Origin of the sequence: Streptomyces sp. 8K308, from assembly GCF_004348315.1 — a bacterium.
Lineage (GTDB): Bacteria > Actinomycetota > Actinomycetes > Streptomycetales > Streptomycetaceae > Streptomyces.
On the sequence record NZ_SMKC01000146.1, the window covers coordinates 1 to 15,929 of the forward strand.

Below are 15,929 nucleotides of genomic sequence, written 5' to 3' on the forward strand. Positions count from 1 at the left end.
CTCATCTGAGATATAAGTACCAAATAACAATCTATCTTCTTTTTTTTTTTTGAGCGTCTCGTAGGCTCGGAGATGTGTATAAGAGACAGGCCGAGGGCGCCGGCGTGGGCGGGGACGCGGCGGCCGACGCGGTCGATGGTGCGCAGGTACTCGTGGGACTCGCGGGTGGCCAGGTACACGACGTTCGGGCCGTCGAGACGGGCCAGGTGGATGGTCTCGCCGAGGGCGTCGGACGCCTCGTCGAGGAAGGGCCGGACCAGGTGGACGCGGCGGTCGCTGTCCAGGTAGCCGGTGCCGGTGAGTAGGGCGCGGATGCCGATGGCGTAGAGGGCGCCGGTGACGTCGGTGCGGACCCAGCCCTGGTCGACGAGGGTCTGGAGCAGCGCGTACATGCTGCTGCGCGGCACGTCCAACTCCTCGGCGAGCTCGTGCAGGCGGGACGGGCGGTCGCCGCGGGCCGCGAGCAGTTCGAGGAGGGCGACGGTTCTCATCGCCGACTTCACCTTCATGGCCAGATCGTAAGTCGGTGACCAGGAGGGTGACATTCGCCTCTTGACCTCGCGGGGTCACAAGCCTAATTTTCATCTTCATACGTGGACAGGGTTTCTGTATGAGGATGACGTTCATGATGGAGAACGTGGTGCGGCTCCGCGACGGCACCGGCGAGTTCACGGCGCTCGACGAGGCGACGATCGAGCGGCTGCTGCGCGACTGCTACGTGCCGTTCGTCGAACTCCGCGACACCACACCCGGATACGCCGTCTCCCTGGTCGAGGCCGACCTCCGGCTGGTCGGCGCCTGAGAACGATCCACACGGTCAATCCACGCGGTTCGAAGGAGAACCCCGCATGCCACTCGTCGTCGTCGGGATCAGCGTGCTGGTCCTGCTGCTCCTCATGACGAGGCTGAAGCTCAACGGCTTCGTCGCCCTGCTGCTGGTCGCCGTGGGCGTCGCGCTCGTCCAGGGCATACCGCTGGCCGAGATATCGGACGTGCTCGCCGAGGGCGTCGGCGGACAGATCGGCGACACGATGCTGGTCGTCGGGCTCGGCGCCATGGTGGGCCGGGTCCTGGGCGACTCGGGCGCCGCCCAGCGCATCGCAGGACACTTCGTCGACTCGTTCGGGGTGCGCTGGGTCCAGGTGGCCATGGTGGTGACCGCGATGCTGATCGGCGTCACCATGTTCTACGAGGTCGCCTTCGTGATCATCGTGCCCGTCGCGTTCACCATCGTCCGCGTCACCCGCCAGAACCTGCTGTGGGTCGGGCTGCCGATGTCCATCGCGCTGTCCACCATGCACAGCTTCCTTCCGCCGCACCCCGGGCCGACGGCCGTGGCCGCCACGTTCGACGCGTCCGTCGGCCTGACGCTGTTCTACGGGCTCTTCTTCGCCGTGCCGATCGGCGCCGCCATCGCCCTGGTCTGGCCACGGCTGCCGTTCATCCGCCGCATGGACCCGGCCGTCCCCACCGGGCTCGTCACCGAGCGGGAGTTCACCGAGGACGAGATGCCAGGGCTCGGCTGGTCGCTCTCGGTCGCGCTGGTGCCCGTCGTGCTCATCGCTGGCGCCGCCGTCTACGACATGTCGGTGCCTGACGACGACGCCGCGCTGCCGTTCGTCACCTTCGTCGGCGCCGCCCCCATCGCCCTGCTGCTGACCCTGCTGCTCGCCGTCTGGGCGTTCGGCCCCCGCGGCGGCCGCAGCCTGGAGGAGGTCGCCAACTCCTGCTCATCCGCCGTCAGGGCGATGGCGATGATCCTGCTCGTCATCGGCGCGGGCGGCGCGTTCAAGAACGTCCTCGTCGAGGGCGGCATATCCGACTACATCCAGGACCTCACGGACGGTTGGGGCGTCTCGCCGATCATCCTGGCCTGGCTGATCGCCGTCATCCTGCGCATCGCGCTCGGCTCCGCCACGGTCGCCGTCGTGACCGCGGCCGGCGTCGTCGAGCCGCTGCTCGCCGGCAGCGGGGTACACCCCGAGCTGATGGTGCTCGCCGTCTCCTGCGGCTCGATCGCCTTCTCCCACGTCAACGACCCGGGGTTCTGGATGTTCAAGGAGTACTTCAACCTCACCGTCGTCCAGGCCCTCAAGGCCCGCACCACCTACACCACCGTCCTCGCGGTGCTCGGCCTCGGCGGCGTCCTGGCGATGGAACAGGCCCTCGACCTCCTCAACGTCTGAGCACGCGTGAAAGGCAGCACCGCGCACATGAGCCCCCAGCCGACCGTCACCGCCTTCGCCGTCTACCCGGTAGCCGGCCGCGACAGCATGGCGCTCAACCTCTCCGGCGCCCACGGCCCCTACTTCACCCGCAATGTCGTCGTCCTCACCGACTCCGAGGGCCGCACCGGGCTCGGCGAGGTGCCGGGCGGCGAGAAGATCACCCGGACCCTGCGGGACGCCGAACCACTCGTGGTGGGCGCCAGGGTCGCCGACTACCAGCGCGTGCTGCGCGAGATCGGCGCCCGGTTCGGCGACCGGGACACCGGCGGGCGCGGCGCCCAGACCTTCGACCTGCGCACCACCGTGCACGCCGTCACCGCCGTCGAGTCGGCGCTGCTCGACCTGCTCGGGCAGCACCTGGAGGTGCCGGTGGCCGCGCTCCTCGGCGACGGACAACAGCGCGACTCCGTCAGGGTGTTGGGCTACCTCTTCTACGTCGGCGACCCGGACCGCACCGACCTGGGGTACGCGCGCGAGCCGGACGCCGACGCCGAGTGGTACCGGATCAGACACGAGGAGGCGCTGACCCCGGGGGCCATCGTGCGGCAGGCCGAGGCCACCTACGAGCTCTACGGCTTCCGGGACTTCAAGCTCAAGGGCGGGGTGTTCGAGGGGCGGGAGGAGGTGCGGGCGATCCGGGCGCTCAAGGAACGCTTCCCCGAGGCGCGGATCACCCTCGACCCCAACGGCGCGTGGTCGCTGCGCGAGGCGGTCGAACTGTGCCGGCCGCTGCTCGGCACGCTGGCCTACGCCGAGGACCCGTGCGGCGCGGAGGACGGCTACTCGGGCCGCGAGATCCTGGCCGAGTTCCGGCGCGCCACCGGGCTGCCGACGGCCACCAACATGATCGCCACGGACTGGCGGCAGTTGACGCACGCGCTCGCCCTGCAGTCGGTGTCGATCCCGCTGGCCGACCCGCACTTCTGGACGATGCGCGGCTCGGTCCGGGTGGCGCAGTTGTGCGAGGCGACGGGGCTGACGTGGGGATGCCACTCCAACAACCACTTCGACATCTCCCTGGCCATGGTGGCGCACTGCGGGGCGGCCGCGCCCGGCGACTACAACGCGCTCGACACGCACTGGATCTGGCAGGAGGGCCTGGAACGGCTGACGGTCGAACCGCCCCGCATCGTGGGCGGCGAGGTCGCCATACCGAACGCGCCGGGACTCGGCGTCCGACTGGACGAGGACCGGCTGCTCGCCGCCCACGAGCTGTACCGCGAGAAGGCACTCGGCGCCCGTGACGACACGACGGCGATGCGCTACCTGGTGCCGGACTGGACCTTCGACCCCAAGCGACCGGCCCTGGTGCGGTGACGTCGCGCTGTCGCTGGGCCTCGGCGACCGCCGCCGCCCGCTGGTTGGCGCCGGCCCAGAGGGCCGGCCAACCAGCGTGGCGAACGCCGAGGGCCGGTCTGGCCGGAGGCCGAGGCCGCGCTCGGCGCCGGCTCGTGGCGGCCTTTGGCCGGCTGCGCCTGGGGCCGGGCGCGTGGCTTCCGGACCGGGCCGAGTCAGAGGCTCCGCTTTGACCAGGCCCGTTGGCGCACGGTGGCCGGGGCGCCGGTGTGCCGCGCCTGCCGTTCGGCGGACAGGGTCCTCGGCCGCATGGCCGGCGCCGTCGGCCCTCCGGCCTTCCGAGCGCCTGCGGCGCTCGTCGCGGAGGCCGACAGACGTCGGGTGTGCGGCGGCGAGCCGCAGGGCACGGTGACGGTGATTTCGCGCCGTCCGGCGCGAAACCGCAGCGGAGGGAACACCGTTGAAGCCCTTGAGATACCTCGGCCGCCTGGCGGCCGCCGTGTTGGCGCTGGCGCTGGGCGCCCTGCTGCTCGCGCCCGCCGCGCAGGCGTCCGCCGCCCAGGCGTCGGCGCAGGCGTCCGCGTCCGGTAGTCAGCCGTGGGTCGGGACGTGGGCGACCGCGCCCACCACGCGGCCCGCCAGTGACACCACCACCTTCGAGGACCAGACGATCCGGCAGGTGGTGCGCGCCAGCGTCGGCGGCGCCGCCGCGCGGGTCAGGTTCTCCAACGAGTTCGGCACCGAGCCGCTGGTCATCGGTGAGGCCAGGATCGCTAGGCGGGACCCGGCGGGCGACGGATCGAGCGCCCTGTCGGGCAGCGACCGGCGGTTGACGTTCGACGGCCGCACCCGGGTGACCGTGGCGCCGGGCGAGCGGCTGGTCAGCGACCCCGTCGCGCTGCGGATCCCGGCCCGCGCCGACCTGCTGATCAGCGTCTACCTGCCGGAGCGCACCCCAGGCGCCACCCTCAACGCCTACGCCAACCAGGAGAACTACCTGGCCGACGGCAACGTCGCCGCCCGCACCGCCATCACCCCGACCGGGACCACCGACCGCTGGTACTTCCTCACCGGCGTGAGCGTCGTCGGCCAGGCGCGCGGCGCGGTGGTGGCGCTCGGCGACTCGCTCACCGTCGGATCGAGCCTCAACAGCAACCACCGCTGGACCGACTTCCTCGCCGAACGGCTGCGGGCCGAGCCGGGACGGCTGTCCGGCACCGGGGTGCTGAACGCCGGCATCAGCGGCAACCGGCTGCTGCGCGACCCCAACCCGCCGGCGGGCTCGCCCGCGCACGCGTGGGCGGCGTACTTCGGGCAGGCCGGCATCACCCGCTTCGACCGGGACGTGCTGACGCAGCCGGGCGTGACGCACCTCGTGACGTTCCTCGGCATCAACGACATCGGCCAGCCGGGCACCCGCTCCGCGCCGGCGTCCGAACAGGTCACGGCCGCCGAGGTGATCGCCGGCCAACGGCAGTTGATCAGGCGCGCGCACGAGCGCGGCATCCAGGTGATCGGCGCCACCATCACCCCGTTCCGCGACGACACCCTCGGCTTCTACAACCCGGCCAAGGAGGAGGTGCGGCAGCAGGTCAACCACTGGATCAGGACCAGCGGCGAGTTCGACGCGGTCGCCGACTTCGAGGCCGCAGTCCGCGACCCGGCCCAGCCGGACCGGCTGAACCCGGCCTACGACGCCGGCGACCACCTGCACTTCAACGACGCCGGCAACGCGGCGCTGGCCGCCGCCTTCCCGCTCGAGGCGCTCGGCGGGCGGTGACGACCAGCGCCGCGCGGCGCTCACTCGAAGCCGAAGTCGACGGGTAGCGGCGCCGGCCGGAAGAGGCGGGCGGGCACGGCGGCGGCCAGCATCCGGTAGCCCTCCGGGTTCAGGTGCAGGCCGTCGCCGACGTCCGCCGCCGGCAGCAGCCGTTCGGGCGCTGCCGGGTCGCGGACGGCGGCGTCGAAGTCGATCACCGCGTCGAACCGGCCGCTGGAGCGGATCCAGTCGTTGACCCGCTGCCGGGTGGCCTCCCGAAGACCGCCCGGGTCGTCGTAGAGGGAGTTGCCGTCGAACGGGGTGAGCGTGGCGCCGTAGACCCGGATCCGCTGGGCGTGGACGCGCGTGATGATCTGCTCGTAGGCGGCGATCAGCCGGTCGCCGACCGCGCGTTGCGCCTCCGGGGTGGCGGGCGCGGTGCCGATGTCGTTGATCCCCTCGAAGACCACCAGCCAGGAGACGCCGCTGGTTGCGAGCACGTCGCGGTCGAGGCGGGCCAGCAGGTTGGGGCCGAGGCCGTCGTCGAGCACCCGGTTGCCGCCGGCCGCCTGGTTGAGGACGGCGGTCGATCCGCGCAGCCGGTCGAAGAGCTGGTCGGGCCAGCGGTCGTTGCCGTTGGTGGTCGAGCCCCGGCCGTCGGTCAGCGAGTCGCCGACGATGGCCACGGCGGCGGTGGAGCTCGGCGACCACACCTCGACGCCGCTGAGGAAGTACCAGTGGTCGGTGCGGGTGGCGCCCGGCAGGTCATCGGCCGTCACGTGGTCGCCGGCCAGCAGGTAGGAGGCGGTGCGCGAACCGGGGTGCGAGGTGATGTCGGTGGAGGCCTGGCCCTCGGCCAGGTAGAGGGTGACGGTGAGGTTGGTGCCGGCCGCCAGGTCGAGGTCGAGCGGGTCGGAGACGGCCTGCGCGCCGACCGGGATCGTCACCGATGGCTGCCGCTGGAAGGTGACCTGCCGCGCGGTGCCGGGCTCGATGGCGCTGACGCCGGCCAGTCCGTCGCGCGGCAGCGCCACCGAGACCGCGGTGATGGGCAGGGGCGCGCCCCCGAAGGCGTTCGAGAAGCGCAGCCGCGCGTGCTCACCGCCGACCGTGACCCGGACCGTCTGCCGCAGCGTGGCGTCGGCCAGCACCCGACCGTCCTGGGTGAACGGGGGCGGCGGCATGTTGCCCGGCTCGGTGAGCTGCGGCATCGCCGTCCAGGTGTTGACCCAGTGTCGGCCGCCCGGTGCCGCGTTGCCCGCGCCCGAGGCGCCGACTACCGACGACGCGGCGACCAGGGCGACCGCGAGCATCGCCACGGCGGCCAACTGGACGAGCCACGGCGTCGTTCTCGGCGTCGTTCTTCTCGGCTCTCTCATGGGAGCGCGCCCCTTCATGTGTCGGTCCTGCCTCTCAGCTGGTGGCGCAGCTCGCGCCGTTGAGGGTGAACGCGGTCGGTGCGCCGGCGTTGCCGGTGTGGTAGGCCTGGAAGCCGATAGAGACGCTCGCGCCGGCCGCGATGGTCGCGTTGTGGGTGACGTTGGTGGCGGTGACCGCGCCGCTGCTCGGGCTGTAACTTGCGTTCCAGCCCGAGGTGATGGTCTGCCCGGCGGGCAGCGTGGACCGCAGCGACCAGCCGCTGAGCGGGGTGCTGCCGGTGTTGGTGATGGTGAGGGACGCGGTCAGGCCGGTGTTCCAGGAGTTGGTGGTGGCGGTGACGCGGCAGGCCGCCGGGGTGCCGGGTTCCCCGCCGCCGGGCGGCGGTGTGGTGGTGGAGTCGAGGCCGAAGAACTCGATGACCCGGGCCGCCATCCCGGACTGCGGGACGTTGTGGCCGACGCTCTGGAGGCTGATGGCCTCGACCGGGGCCTGGGCGCCGGTGCCGCCGTAGCGGGTGCGGTTCCAGTTGGCCTGCGGGGTGTCGGTGTAGGACGGGGTCTGGCTGACGCCGAGCACGTTGGTCCACTGCTTGACCTGCTCCCCGAAGTTCGGGTAGCGCAGCGTGTCGTCGTTGGTGCCGTGCCAGATCTGCATGCGCGGCCTGGCGCCCGAGTAGCCGGGGTAGGCGTTGCGGACGGCGTTGCCCCACTCCTGCGGGGTGCGGGAGACCTGGCCCTGGGCGCAGGCGCTGTTCCAACCCGAGCCGTCGGTGGTGGCGAAGCAGCCGAACGGCACGCCGGCGAAGGCGGCGCCGGCCCGGAACACGTCCGGGTAGACGCCGAGCAGGACGTTGGTCATCATCGCGCCAGACGAGGCGCCGGTGACGAACACCCGTGCGGGGTCCGTGTTGTGGGTGCGCTGCACGTAGTCCACCATCGACCGGATGCCGACCGGGTCGCTGCCGCCGCCCCGGGTCAGCGCCTGCGGCGATGACACGTCGAAGCAGTTCCCGCTGCGGGTGGCGGAGGGGTAGATCACGATGAAGCCGTGGCGGTCGGCGAGCGAGGCGAACTCGGTGCCCGAGTAGAACGCCGGGCCCGAGCCGGTGCAGTAGTGGACGGCCACCAGCACGGCGGGCCGGGTCGCGACGGTGTCGGGCACGTACAGGTGCATGCGCAGATCGCTCGGGTTGGTGCCGAAGTTGGTGACCTCGGTGAGCGTCGCGGCCTGCGCCGGGGGCGCCGTGACCAGGAGCGCCGCGAGGAGCGGCAGCACGCCGGCGAATAACGCGGCGAGCAGTGAACGTATGTGTCGGGCGGCTCTGTTGAGCATGTCGGTGTCCTTGTCCTTTCGACATCCTTTTCTAAACTTGCGGTTGTGAAGGGCTTGCTGCTGCGCCTGTCGTCCCTTGACGCCGACGCCGCCGCCGCCGTCCGGGTCATCGCGCACTTCCAGGCGCTGCTCGCGGCCGGCCGGCTCGACCCGGCGGCCCTGGCCCGATCGGCGGCCGGCCTCGCCGAGTGCCCGGTGGGCGTGGAGCTGGCGGACGGCCGGACCTTCCGTGCCGGTCCCGACGGCGCGGGGCTCGCCGGCCCGCCCGGGCGGGCCTCGGGGCAGGCGGCGCTGCGACCCACTGGCCGCGTTTGGCTCGAACGGCCCGGCGCGGCCAGGCCGTTCGACGATCTGCTGCTGGAGTGGCTGGCCATCGCGGCGCACACCCTCGAACACCCGCTGCGGGTGGCCGACCCGGCGCTCGTCGAGGTGGCGCTCTCCGCGCGCGAGTCGGTGGCGGACCGGGCCAGGGCGTTGCGGCTGCTCGGCCTGGCGCCCGAGGGGCGGCTGCGGGTCCTGGCGTTCGCGGCGGGCGACGGCGGCGACGCCGAGGTGGCGGCGTTGGCGCTGCTCGGCAGGGGCGCGGTGCCCGGCACGCTGCGGGTGGCCAGTCTCGGCGGGCTCGGCGTGGCGCTGTTGCAGGACCGGGCGGCCGGCTCCGGATCGCCGGTGCCCGGGCTGCGCGCGGCGGTGCGCGGCGGCGTCCGGGTCGGCGTCGGCGGTGGCGTCGAGGCGCCGCTGGCCGGGCAGTCGCTGGAACAGGCGTCGGTGGCCCTGCGGTTCGCGGCGGCCGGACCGCCGGCCGAGGCGGTGGTGGACCATGACGAGCTCGGTCCGGCCGCGGTGCTCGCCGAGGTGCCGGCCGCGCGGCTCGGCGAACTGCCGGACGTGCGGCGGCTCTGCGAGCTCGCGGCGCGCGACGGCGGCGAGTTGAACCTGGCGGCGCTCGCCGCCTTCTGCCGCACCGGCTCGCTGCGCCAGGCGGCGGCCGAACTCCACCTCCACCACAGCTCGGTGGCCGCCAGGCTGGGCCACGTGCAGGCCGCGACGGGCTGGCGGCTGCGCGATCCGGCGCACCGCTTCCGCGCCCAACTTGCCCTGTACGCCCGGCGTCTGTCGCTGACCGCCGGGGACGGCTGAGCGCTCACCACGCGAGCGCCCGGCCCAGCACGGCGACCTCCTCCTCGGCCATCCGCCGTGCCACCGCCGAGTGCCGCACCAGCGCGGAGCCGTGGAACGTGCCGGGGTACAGGTGCAGTTCGGTGGTGACGCCGGCGGCCAGCAGGGCGCGGGCGTAGTCGATGCCCTCGTCGCGGAGCGGGTCGAGCTCCATCACAGTGACGTGGGCGGGCGGCAGCCCCGCGAGCTCGGCCGCGGTGGCCCGGCCCGGCGCGGCCGTCACCGGCACGTCGGGTGAGCCAGGCACCCCAGCGCCCAGGTAGGCGTCCCAACTGAGCAGCGCGCTCGGCCGGTTCCAGATCGGGGTGTCGATGAACCGCAGCGCGCTCGGGGTGGTGAGCCGGTCGTCGAGCGAGGGGCTGTCGAGGTACTGCAGACGCAGCGACGGCCCGCCCCGGTCCCTGGCGAGCAGGGCGACGGCGGCGGCCAGGCAGGCGCCGGCGCTGTCGCCCGCCACGGCCAGGGCCTCGGGCCGTACGCCCAACTCGGCGGCGTGCTCGGCCAGCCAGCACAGGCCCGCGTAGCAGTCGTCGAGCCCGGCGGGGTAGGGGTGTTCCGGCGCCAGCCGGTACTCGGGCGAGACCACGGCGCACGGCAGTGCTCGGGTCAGCCGCAGGTTGGCCTCGTGATCCACGTCGGGATGGCCCATCGTGAACCCGCCGCCGTGGATCCGGTAGACGGCGGGCAGCGGCGCGCTCCCGGCCGCCGCCGGCCGGTAGAGACGCAGGGGCACGCCGGGCCCTGGCAGCTCGGTGACCGTGACGCCGGTGGTGTCGGCGGCCGCGACGGCCGCGGCCAGTCGCGCCTTCTGGGCGGCGCGGGCCGCGGCCAGGTCGGAGAGGTCCGTCGGCTCCATCATGGTCAGCGCGGCGGCCAACTCGGGATCGAACGCGTGGGGCATGCGCTTACCGTGGCACCGATGGCATGTTCGGGTCATCAGACGGGCGTCGGTCGTGCACCGGCTGCCGCCCGACGGCATATCGCGGCACTTCCAGCGGAGCGCTCAGCCCGCCGCAGCGTGGAGGTGGCCGAGGGCCGACTCGGCGAGGAGCGCGGCCTGGTCGGGTAGCACCGAGTCGTCGAAGAGCGCGTTGGGGGAGTGGTTGCCCTCGATCGGCCGGTCGGCGGCGGCCGGCGGCGCCGCGCCCAGGAACCCGTAGGAGCCGGGGACGCGCTCCAGCACCAGTGAGAAGTCCTCGGAGGCGGTGCGCGGGGTGGGCAGTGTCCGGTAGCGGTCGGCGCCGAACAGCCGGGTCGCGGTGGCCGCGTACCGCGCGGCGGCCGCCTCGTCGTTGACGGTCACCGGCAGCCGGGCGTCGTACGCGGCCACCGCGGTCAGGCCGTGGCCGGTGGCGATGTGGTGGGCCAGGCGGGGTAGTTCGGCCGCGAGCCGCTCGTCGGTCTCGGTGCTGAACGTCCGCACCCCGGCGCGCAGCCTGGCCGTCTCCGGGATGATGTTGGGCGCGGAGCCGGCCGACACCTCCCCGACCGTGATCACCACCGGGTCGAACACGTCGAACCGGCGGGTGACATACGTCTGCAGGGCCGTGATGATCTCGGCCGCCACCGGCACCGGGTCGAGCGCGTTGTGCGGCCGGGAGCCGTGGCCGCCCCGGCCGCGCACGGTCACGTCGAACACCGAGTAGCCGGCCATCAGGGGCCCCGGCCTGGTGGTGACGGTGCCGCGCGGGATCTCGGCCGAGACGTGCACGCCGTAGGCCGCGACCGGCGGCTCGCCGGCCGCGTCGAGGACGCCCTCCTCGATCATGATCGCGGCGCCGCCGTACCCCTCCTCGCCCGGCTGGAACATGAAGAGCACGTTGCCCGCGAGGTCGCCGCGCCTGGCCGCCAACAGCCGGGCGGCGCCGACGAGTCCCGCCACGTGCAGGTCGTGCCCGCAGGCGTGCATCGCACCGTTGGCGGACGCGTACGGCAGCCCGGTCGTCTCGGTGACCGGCAGCGCGTCCATGTCGCCGCGCAGCAGCACGGTGGGCCCCGGCCGGGCGCCGCGCAGCACGGCGGTGACCGAGGTGGTCGCGGTGCCGGTGCCGATCTCCAGGCCGAGACCGGCGAGCGCGTCCAGGATCCGCCGCTGGGTGCGCGGCAGTTGGAGCCCGACCTCCGGATCGGCGTGCAACGCCCGGCGCAGCGCGATCAGTTCGTCGCCCAGGCGGGCCGCGAGCTCCCTGGCGGCGGCCGTGGTGTCACCCATACTCCGTCCTCCGTTCTCCCGGCCGTTCTCCCGGCCGAGCTTATTTCGTCGAACTGACGCGAAGCCCTTGCTAGGGTCCGGCACATGTCGAGCAGACTGCGGTCCGTCGCGACCGAGAACGAGGAGATCGCCCAGCGAGGGACCTACCGAACGGCCACCGGCACGCTCGTGGCCATCGGCGAGCCGCTGGCCGCCGCCCGCGCCGACACCGTCTCCTACCCGCCGGACGCCGACGTCACCGGCGGTGCCCGCGGCCCGTTCGCCGGCCGCCCCGAGGTGACCGGCGAGGGCAGCCTCGCCGCCGCCAGGCGGCTCACCGACGACGGCGCCGACCACGGCGCCGTCCTCAACTTCGCCTCCGCCCGCAACCCCGGCGGCGGCTACCTGCGCGGCGCCCGCGCCCAGGAGGAGGACCTGTGCCGCGGCGCCCTGCTCCACCCCTGCCTGCTGGCCGCCCCCGACTACTACGCGGCCCACCGCGCCTCCCGCGACCCGCGCTACAGCCACCGCGTCATCTGGTCCCCGCGCGTCCCCGTGATCCGCGACGACCGCGGCGCGCTGCTCGAGCGGCCCTACCCCGTCTCGTTCCTGACCTCGCCCGCGCCCAACGCCGGCCAGCTCGCCGCGCGTTCCGGCGGGCGGCCGGTCGAGCTCGCCGAACTGCTCGCCGAGCGGGCCGAACGCGTGCTGGCCGTCGCCGCCCGGCACGGCGCCCGGGAACTGGTGCTCGGCGCCTGGGGCTGCGGGGTCTTCCGCAACGACCCGGCCGAGGTGGCCGCCGCCTTCGACCGGGCCCTCACCACGCACGGCGCCGCCTTCACCCGGGTCGTCTTCGCCGTCTGGAGCCGCGGCCCCGAGTCGGCGAACCGCGCCGCCTTCGAGGCACGCTTCACCGCCGCCGGCTGACCGGCCTCGGGGCCGTCGCCCGCCCGGCCCGAAGCCGGGCGCCCGCATGGCCCGGTGCGCTACCCTGACGCTATGCGTGCCGTACGCCTTCTGCTTGCGTGGCCGCGCTGACCAGGCAAGACGTCAGCGCGGCGGCCCCTCCTGAGTGAGGGGTTTCTTCATGACGTGGCGGAGACGATCGATGGAGTTCCGAAGACGATGAGCGAGACACACAGGTACGACGCCGCACTGGCCGCGGACATCGAGGCGCGCTGGCAGGAGTACTGGGAGCGGCACGGCACGTACGAGACGCCCAACCCAAGCGGCGACCTGGCCGGCGACCCGGAGCAGGCGGCCAAGCCCAAGAAGTTCATCATGGACATGTTCCCGTACCCCTCGGGGGCGGGACTGCACGTGGGCCACCCCCTGGGCTACATCGCGACCGACGCCTACGCCCGCTACCTGCGGATGGCCGGCTACAACGTGCTGCACCCCCTGGGCTTCGACGCCTTCGGCCTGCCCGCCGAGCAGTACGCCGTGCAGACCGGCACCCACCCCCGGGTCTCCACCGAGGCCAACATGGCCAACTACCGCGGCCAGCTGCGCCGCCTGGGCCTGGGCTACGACCAGCGGCGGTCCTTCGCCACCATCGACCCGGACTACTACCGCTGGACGCAGTGGATCTTCCTGCAGATCTTCAACTCCTGGTACGACCGGGAGGCCGACCGCGCCCGGCCCATCGCCGAGCTGGTCGAGAGCTTCGAGGCCGGCGAGCGCCCCACCCCGGACGGCCGCCCCTGGGCCGAGCTGACCCCGGCCGAGCGCGCCACCGTGCTGGACGGCTACCGGCTGACCTACGCCGCCGACGCCCCGGTCAACTGGTGCCCCGGCCTGGGCACCGTGCTGGCCAACGAGGAGGTCACCGCCGACGGCCGCTCCGAGCGCGGCAACTTCCCGGTCTTCAAGTCCACGCTGCGCCAGTGGAACATGCGGATCACCGCCTACGCCGACCGGCTGGCCGACGACCTGGACACGGTCGACTGGCCCGAGGCGATCAAGCTGCAGCAGCGCAACTGGATCGGCCGCTCCGAGGGCGCCCGCATCGACTTCCGTGTCGGCGAGGAGGGCGACGGCGGCACGGTGACCGTCTTCACCACCCGCCAGGACACCCTGTTCGGCGCCACCTACATGGTGCTGGCCCCCGAGCACCACCTGGTCGACGCCGTGGTGCCCGCCGCCTGGCCGGCCGGCACCCGCGACGCCTGGACGGGCGGCCACGCCACCCCGGCCGAGGCCGTCGCCGCCTACCGCAAGCAGGCCGGCACCAAGTCCGACGTCGAGCGGCAGGCCGAGGCCCGCGAGAAGACCGGCGTCTTCACCGGCGCCTACGCCGTCAACCCGGCCAACGGCGAGCGGATCCCCGTCTTCATCGCCGACTACGTGCTGGTCGGCTACGGCACCGGCGCCATCATGGCCGTCCCGGCGCACGACAGCCGCGACTTCGCGTTCGCCCGCGCCTTCGACCTGCCCGTCCGCGCCGTCGTCGAGCCCATGGACGGTCGCTCCGCCGACCCCGCCACCTGGGACGACGCGTACTCCTCCTACGACAGCCGGCTGATCAACTCGGCGAGCGACGCCGTCTCGCTGGACGGGCTGACCGTGGCCGAGGCCAAGACCCGGATGAACGAGTGGCTGACCGCCGCCGGACTGGGCGAGGGCACCGTCAACTACCGCCTGCGCGACTGGCTGTTCAGCCGCCAGCGGTACTGGGGCGAGCCGTTCCCGATCGTCTACGACGAGGACGGCATCGCGCATGCCCTGCCCGACTCGATGCTGCCCCTGGAGCTGCCGGAGGTCGACGACTACTCGCCGCGCACCTTCGACCCGGACGACGCCGACACCCAGCCCGAGCCGCCGCTGGCGCGCAACGAGGAGTGGGTGAACGTCACCCTGGACCTGGGCGACGGGCCGAGGAAGTACCGGCGGGAGACCAACACCATGCCCAACTGGGCCGGCTCCTGCTGGTACCACCTGCGCTACCTGGACCCGCACAACGACCAGGCGCTGGTCGACCCCGAGGTGGAGCGCTACTGGACGGGCCCGCGCGAGGGCCTGCCCACCGGCGGCGTCGACCTGTACATCGGTGGCCAGGAGCACGCCGTACTGCACCTGCTGTACGCCCGCTTCTGGCACAAGGTGCTGTTCGACCTGGGCCACGTGTCCTCGGCCGAGCCGTACCACAAGCTGTTCAACCAGGGCATGATCCAGGCGTACGTCTACCGCGACGAGCGTGGCTTCCCGGTCCCGGCCGCCGAGGTCGAGGAGCGGGACGGCGGCTTCTACTACGAGGGCGCCCCGGTCAGCCGTGAGCTGGGCAAGATCGGCAAGTCCCTGAAGAACGTCGTCTCGCCCGACGACATCTGCGCCAGCTACGGCGCCGACACGCTGCGCCTGTACGAGATGGCGATGGGCCCGCTGGACGTGTCCCGCCCCTGGGAGACCCGGGCGGTCGTCGGCCAGTACCGGCTGCTGCAGCGGCTGTGGCGCAACGTGCTGGACGAGGCGACGGGCGAGGTCACCGTCGTGGACGCCGAGCCGACCGAGGACACCCTGCGGGCCATGCACAAGGCCGTCGACGGCGTCCGGCAGGACCTGGACGGGCTGCGCTTCAACACCGCCATCGCCAAGATCACGGAGCTGAACAACCACGTCACCAAGCTGGCCGAGGTGCCGCGCCCGGTCGCCGAGGCCCTGGTGCTGCTGATCGCGCCGCTGGCCCCGCACATCGCCGAGGAGCTGTGGCGGCGTCTGGGCCACGAGACCAGCGTCACCCGGGCCGACTTCCCGGTCGCCGATCCGGCCTACCTGGTGGACGAGACGGTGACCTGCGTCGTCCAGATCAGGGGCAAGGTGCGGGCCAGGATCGAGGTCGAGCCGGCGATCGCCGACGCCGACCTGGAGGCCAGGGCCCTGGCCGAGCCGGCGGTGGTCGCGGCGCTGGGCGGCGCGGGGATCCGCAAGGTCATCGTCCGGGCCCCGAAGCTGGTGAACATCGTCCCGGCCTGATCCCGGGGCGATGGCCCTACCCTGGGGAGCGGAGGTGCGCCGGACATGGACATCCTGATCACGCTGCTTGGCCTGTCGTTCCTCGCCTTCCTGGTCTTCGCCGGGCTTGTGGTGTGGGGGGTCCGCGCGGTGGGCCGAAGAGCGGCCCGGGCCCGCGCGGACCTCCGCCGCACCTTCACCGACGCCGTGCTGAACGCGCGCGCCGCCCAGCCGGGCGTTATCGGCGACGCGGCGCGCACCCGCAGGGAACTGCGCGCCACCCTCGACAGCACGCGCGCCGCGTTGCGCGCCGACGCGACGCTCACGGAGGCGCGCGCCCTGTTCAAGCAGCTCACCGGCCACGCGGAGCAACTGGACCGGGAGTTGTCGGCGCTGATGACCGGCGAACCGGACCGCGCCAGGCTCGCGGCCCGGCTCCCCGAGCTGCGCACCCGCGCCGACCGGATTCGCCGCTCCGCCGACGCCCTCCGCTTCGCGGCCCAGGAGCGGGCGCACCGCCACGACGCGGACGCGCTCGACGCGCTGCACGACCAGATCGACCTGGAGGCCAACGCCCTCCGCCACTGGGAACCACCACCCCCCGGCCCCGACC

Annotated in this window: 12 protein-coding genes and 1 pseudogene; 8 read left to right on the forward strand and 5 right to left on the reverse strand. The window is 73.2% G+C overall.

The window, feature by feature from the left end:
• A partial coding sequence (locus tag E1265_RS20080; protein ID WP_165953810.1) for a helix-turn-helix domain-containing protein occupies positions 1–509 on the reverse strand: 509 nt, incomplete at its 3' end.
• A gap of 170 nt (positions 510–679) precedes the next feature.
• Here E1265_RS20080 and E1265_RS20085 point away from each other — a divergent pair.
• The 4 genes and pseudogenes from E1265_RS20085 to E1265_RS20100 all read left to right on the forward strand — a co-directional run.
• Positions 680–796, forward strand: a pseudogene (locus E1265_RS20085) (5-dehydro-4-deoxyglucarate dehydratase); the annotation flags it as partial.
• Positions 797–848: 52 nt separating this feature from the next.
• The gene (locus E1265_RS20090) at positions 849–2,186 is read left to right on the forward strand and encodes a gluconate:H+ symporter (protein ID WP_132931896.1); all 1,338 of its coding nucleotides are present in this window, start codon (positions 849–851) and stop codon (positions 2,184–2,186) included.
• 27 nt (positions 2,187–2,213) lie between these two features.
• On the forward strand, positions 2,214–3,545 hold the full coding sequence (locus tag E1265_RS20095; protein WP_132931898.1) for an enolase C-terminal domain-like protein: 1,332 nt from the start codon (positions 2,214–2,216) through the stop codon (positions 3,543–3,545).
• A 439-nt stretch (positions 3,546–3,984) separates the two neighbouring features.
• Complete coding sequence (locus E1265_RS20100) at positions 3,985–5,304, forward strand: SGNH/GDSL hydrolase family protein (protein WP_243740960.1); 1,320 nt, start codon at positions 3,985–3,987, stop codon at positions 5,302–5,304.
• A gap of 20 nt (positions 5,305–5,324) precedes the next feature.
• On the opposite strand, the gene E1265_RS20105 is transcribed toward E1265_RS20100, so the two are convergent.
• Positions 5,325–6,596, reverse strand: a complete 1,272-nt coding sequence (locus E1265_RS20105) for an SGNH/GDSL hydrolase family protein (protein WP_243740961.1) — start codon at positions 6,594–6,596, stop codon at positions 5,325–5,327.
• Between the two features lie 100 nt (positions 6,597–6,696).
• Complete coding sequence (locus E1265_RS20110) at positions 6,697–7,995, reverse strand: PHB depolymerase family esterase (RefSeq protein WP_132931902.1); 1,299 nt, start codon at positions 7,993–7,995, stop codon at positions 6,697–6,699.
• A gap of 45 nt (positions 7,996–8,040) precedes the next feature.
• Here E1265_RS20110 and E1265_RS20115 point away from each other — a divergent pair, with 45 nt between their 5' ends.
• Positions 8,041–9,135 carry a helix-turn-helix domain-containing protein gene (locus tag E1265_RS20115; protein WP_132931904.1) on the forward strand — a complete coding sequence of 365 codons (1,095 nt, stop codon included), beginning with the start codon at positions 8,041–8,043 and terminating at the stop codon, positions 9,133–9,135.
• 4 nt (positions 9,136–9,139) lie between these two features.
• Here E1265_RS20115 and E1265_RS20120 read toward each other — a convergent pair whose 3' ends face one another.
• Positions 9,140–10,075 (reverse strand): alpha/beta hydrolase, encoded by a 936-nt coding sequence (locus E1265_RS20120; RefSeq protein WP_132931905.1) that lies wholly within the window; start codon positions 10,073–10,075, stop codon positions 9,140–9,142.
• A gap of 102 nt (positions 10,076–10,177) precedes the next feature.
• Entirely contained in the window at positions 10,178–11,386 is a 1,209-nt protein-coding gene (locus tag E1265_RS20125) for a M20 family metallopeptidase (protein ID WP_132931907.1), read from the reverse strand.
• Between the two features lie 84 nt (positions 11,387–11,470).
• On the opposite strand from E1265_RS20125, the gene E1265_RS20130 reads away from it, so the two are divergent.
• The 3 genes from E1265_RS20130 to E1265_RS20140 form a co-directional block, all read left to right on the forward strand.
• Complete coding sequence (locus E1265_RS20130; RefSeq protein WP_132931909.1) at positions 11,471–12,292, forward strand: TIGR02452 family protein; 822 nt, start codon at positions 11,471–11,473, stop codon at positions 12,290–12,292.
• A 198-nt stretch (positions 12,293–12,490) separates the two neighbouring features.
• Positions 12,491–15,337, forward strand: coding sequence for a leucine--tRNA ligase (leuS, locus tag E1265_RS20135; RefSeq protein ID WP_132931911.1), 2,847 nt, complete (start codon positions 12,491–12,493; stop codon positions 15,335–15,337).
• Positions 15,338–15,382: 45 nt separating this feature from the next.
• The coding region (locus tag E1265_RS20140) for a hypothetical protein (RefSeq protein ID WP_132931913.1) at positions 15,383–15,929 on the forward strand (547 nt) is incomplete at its 3' end.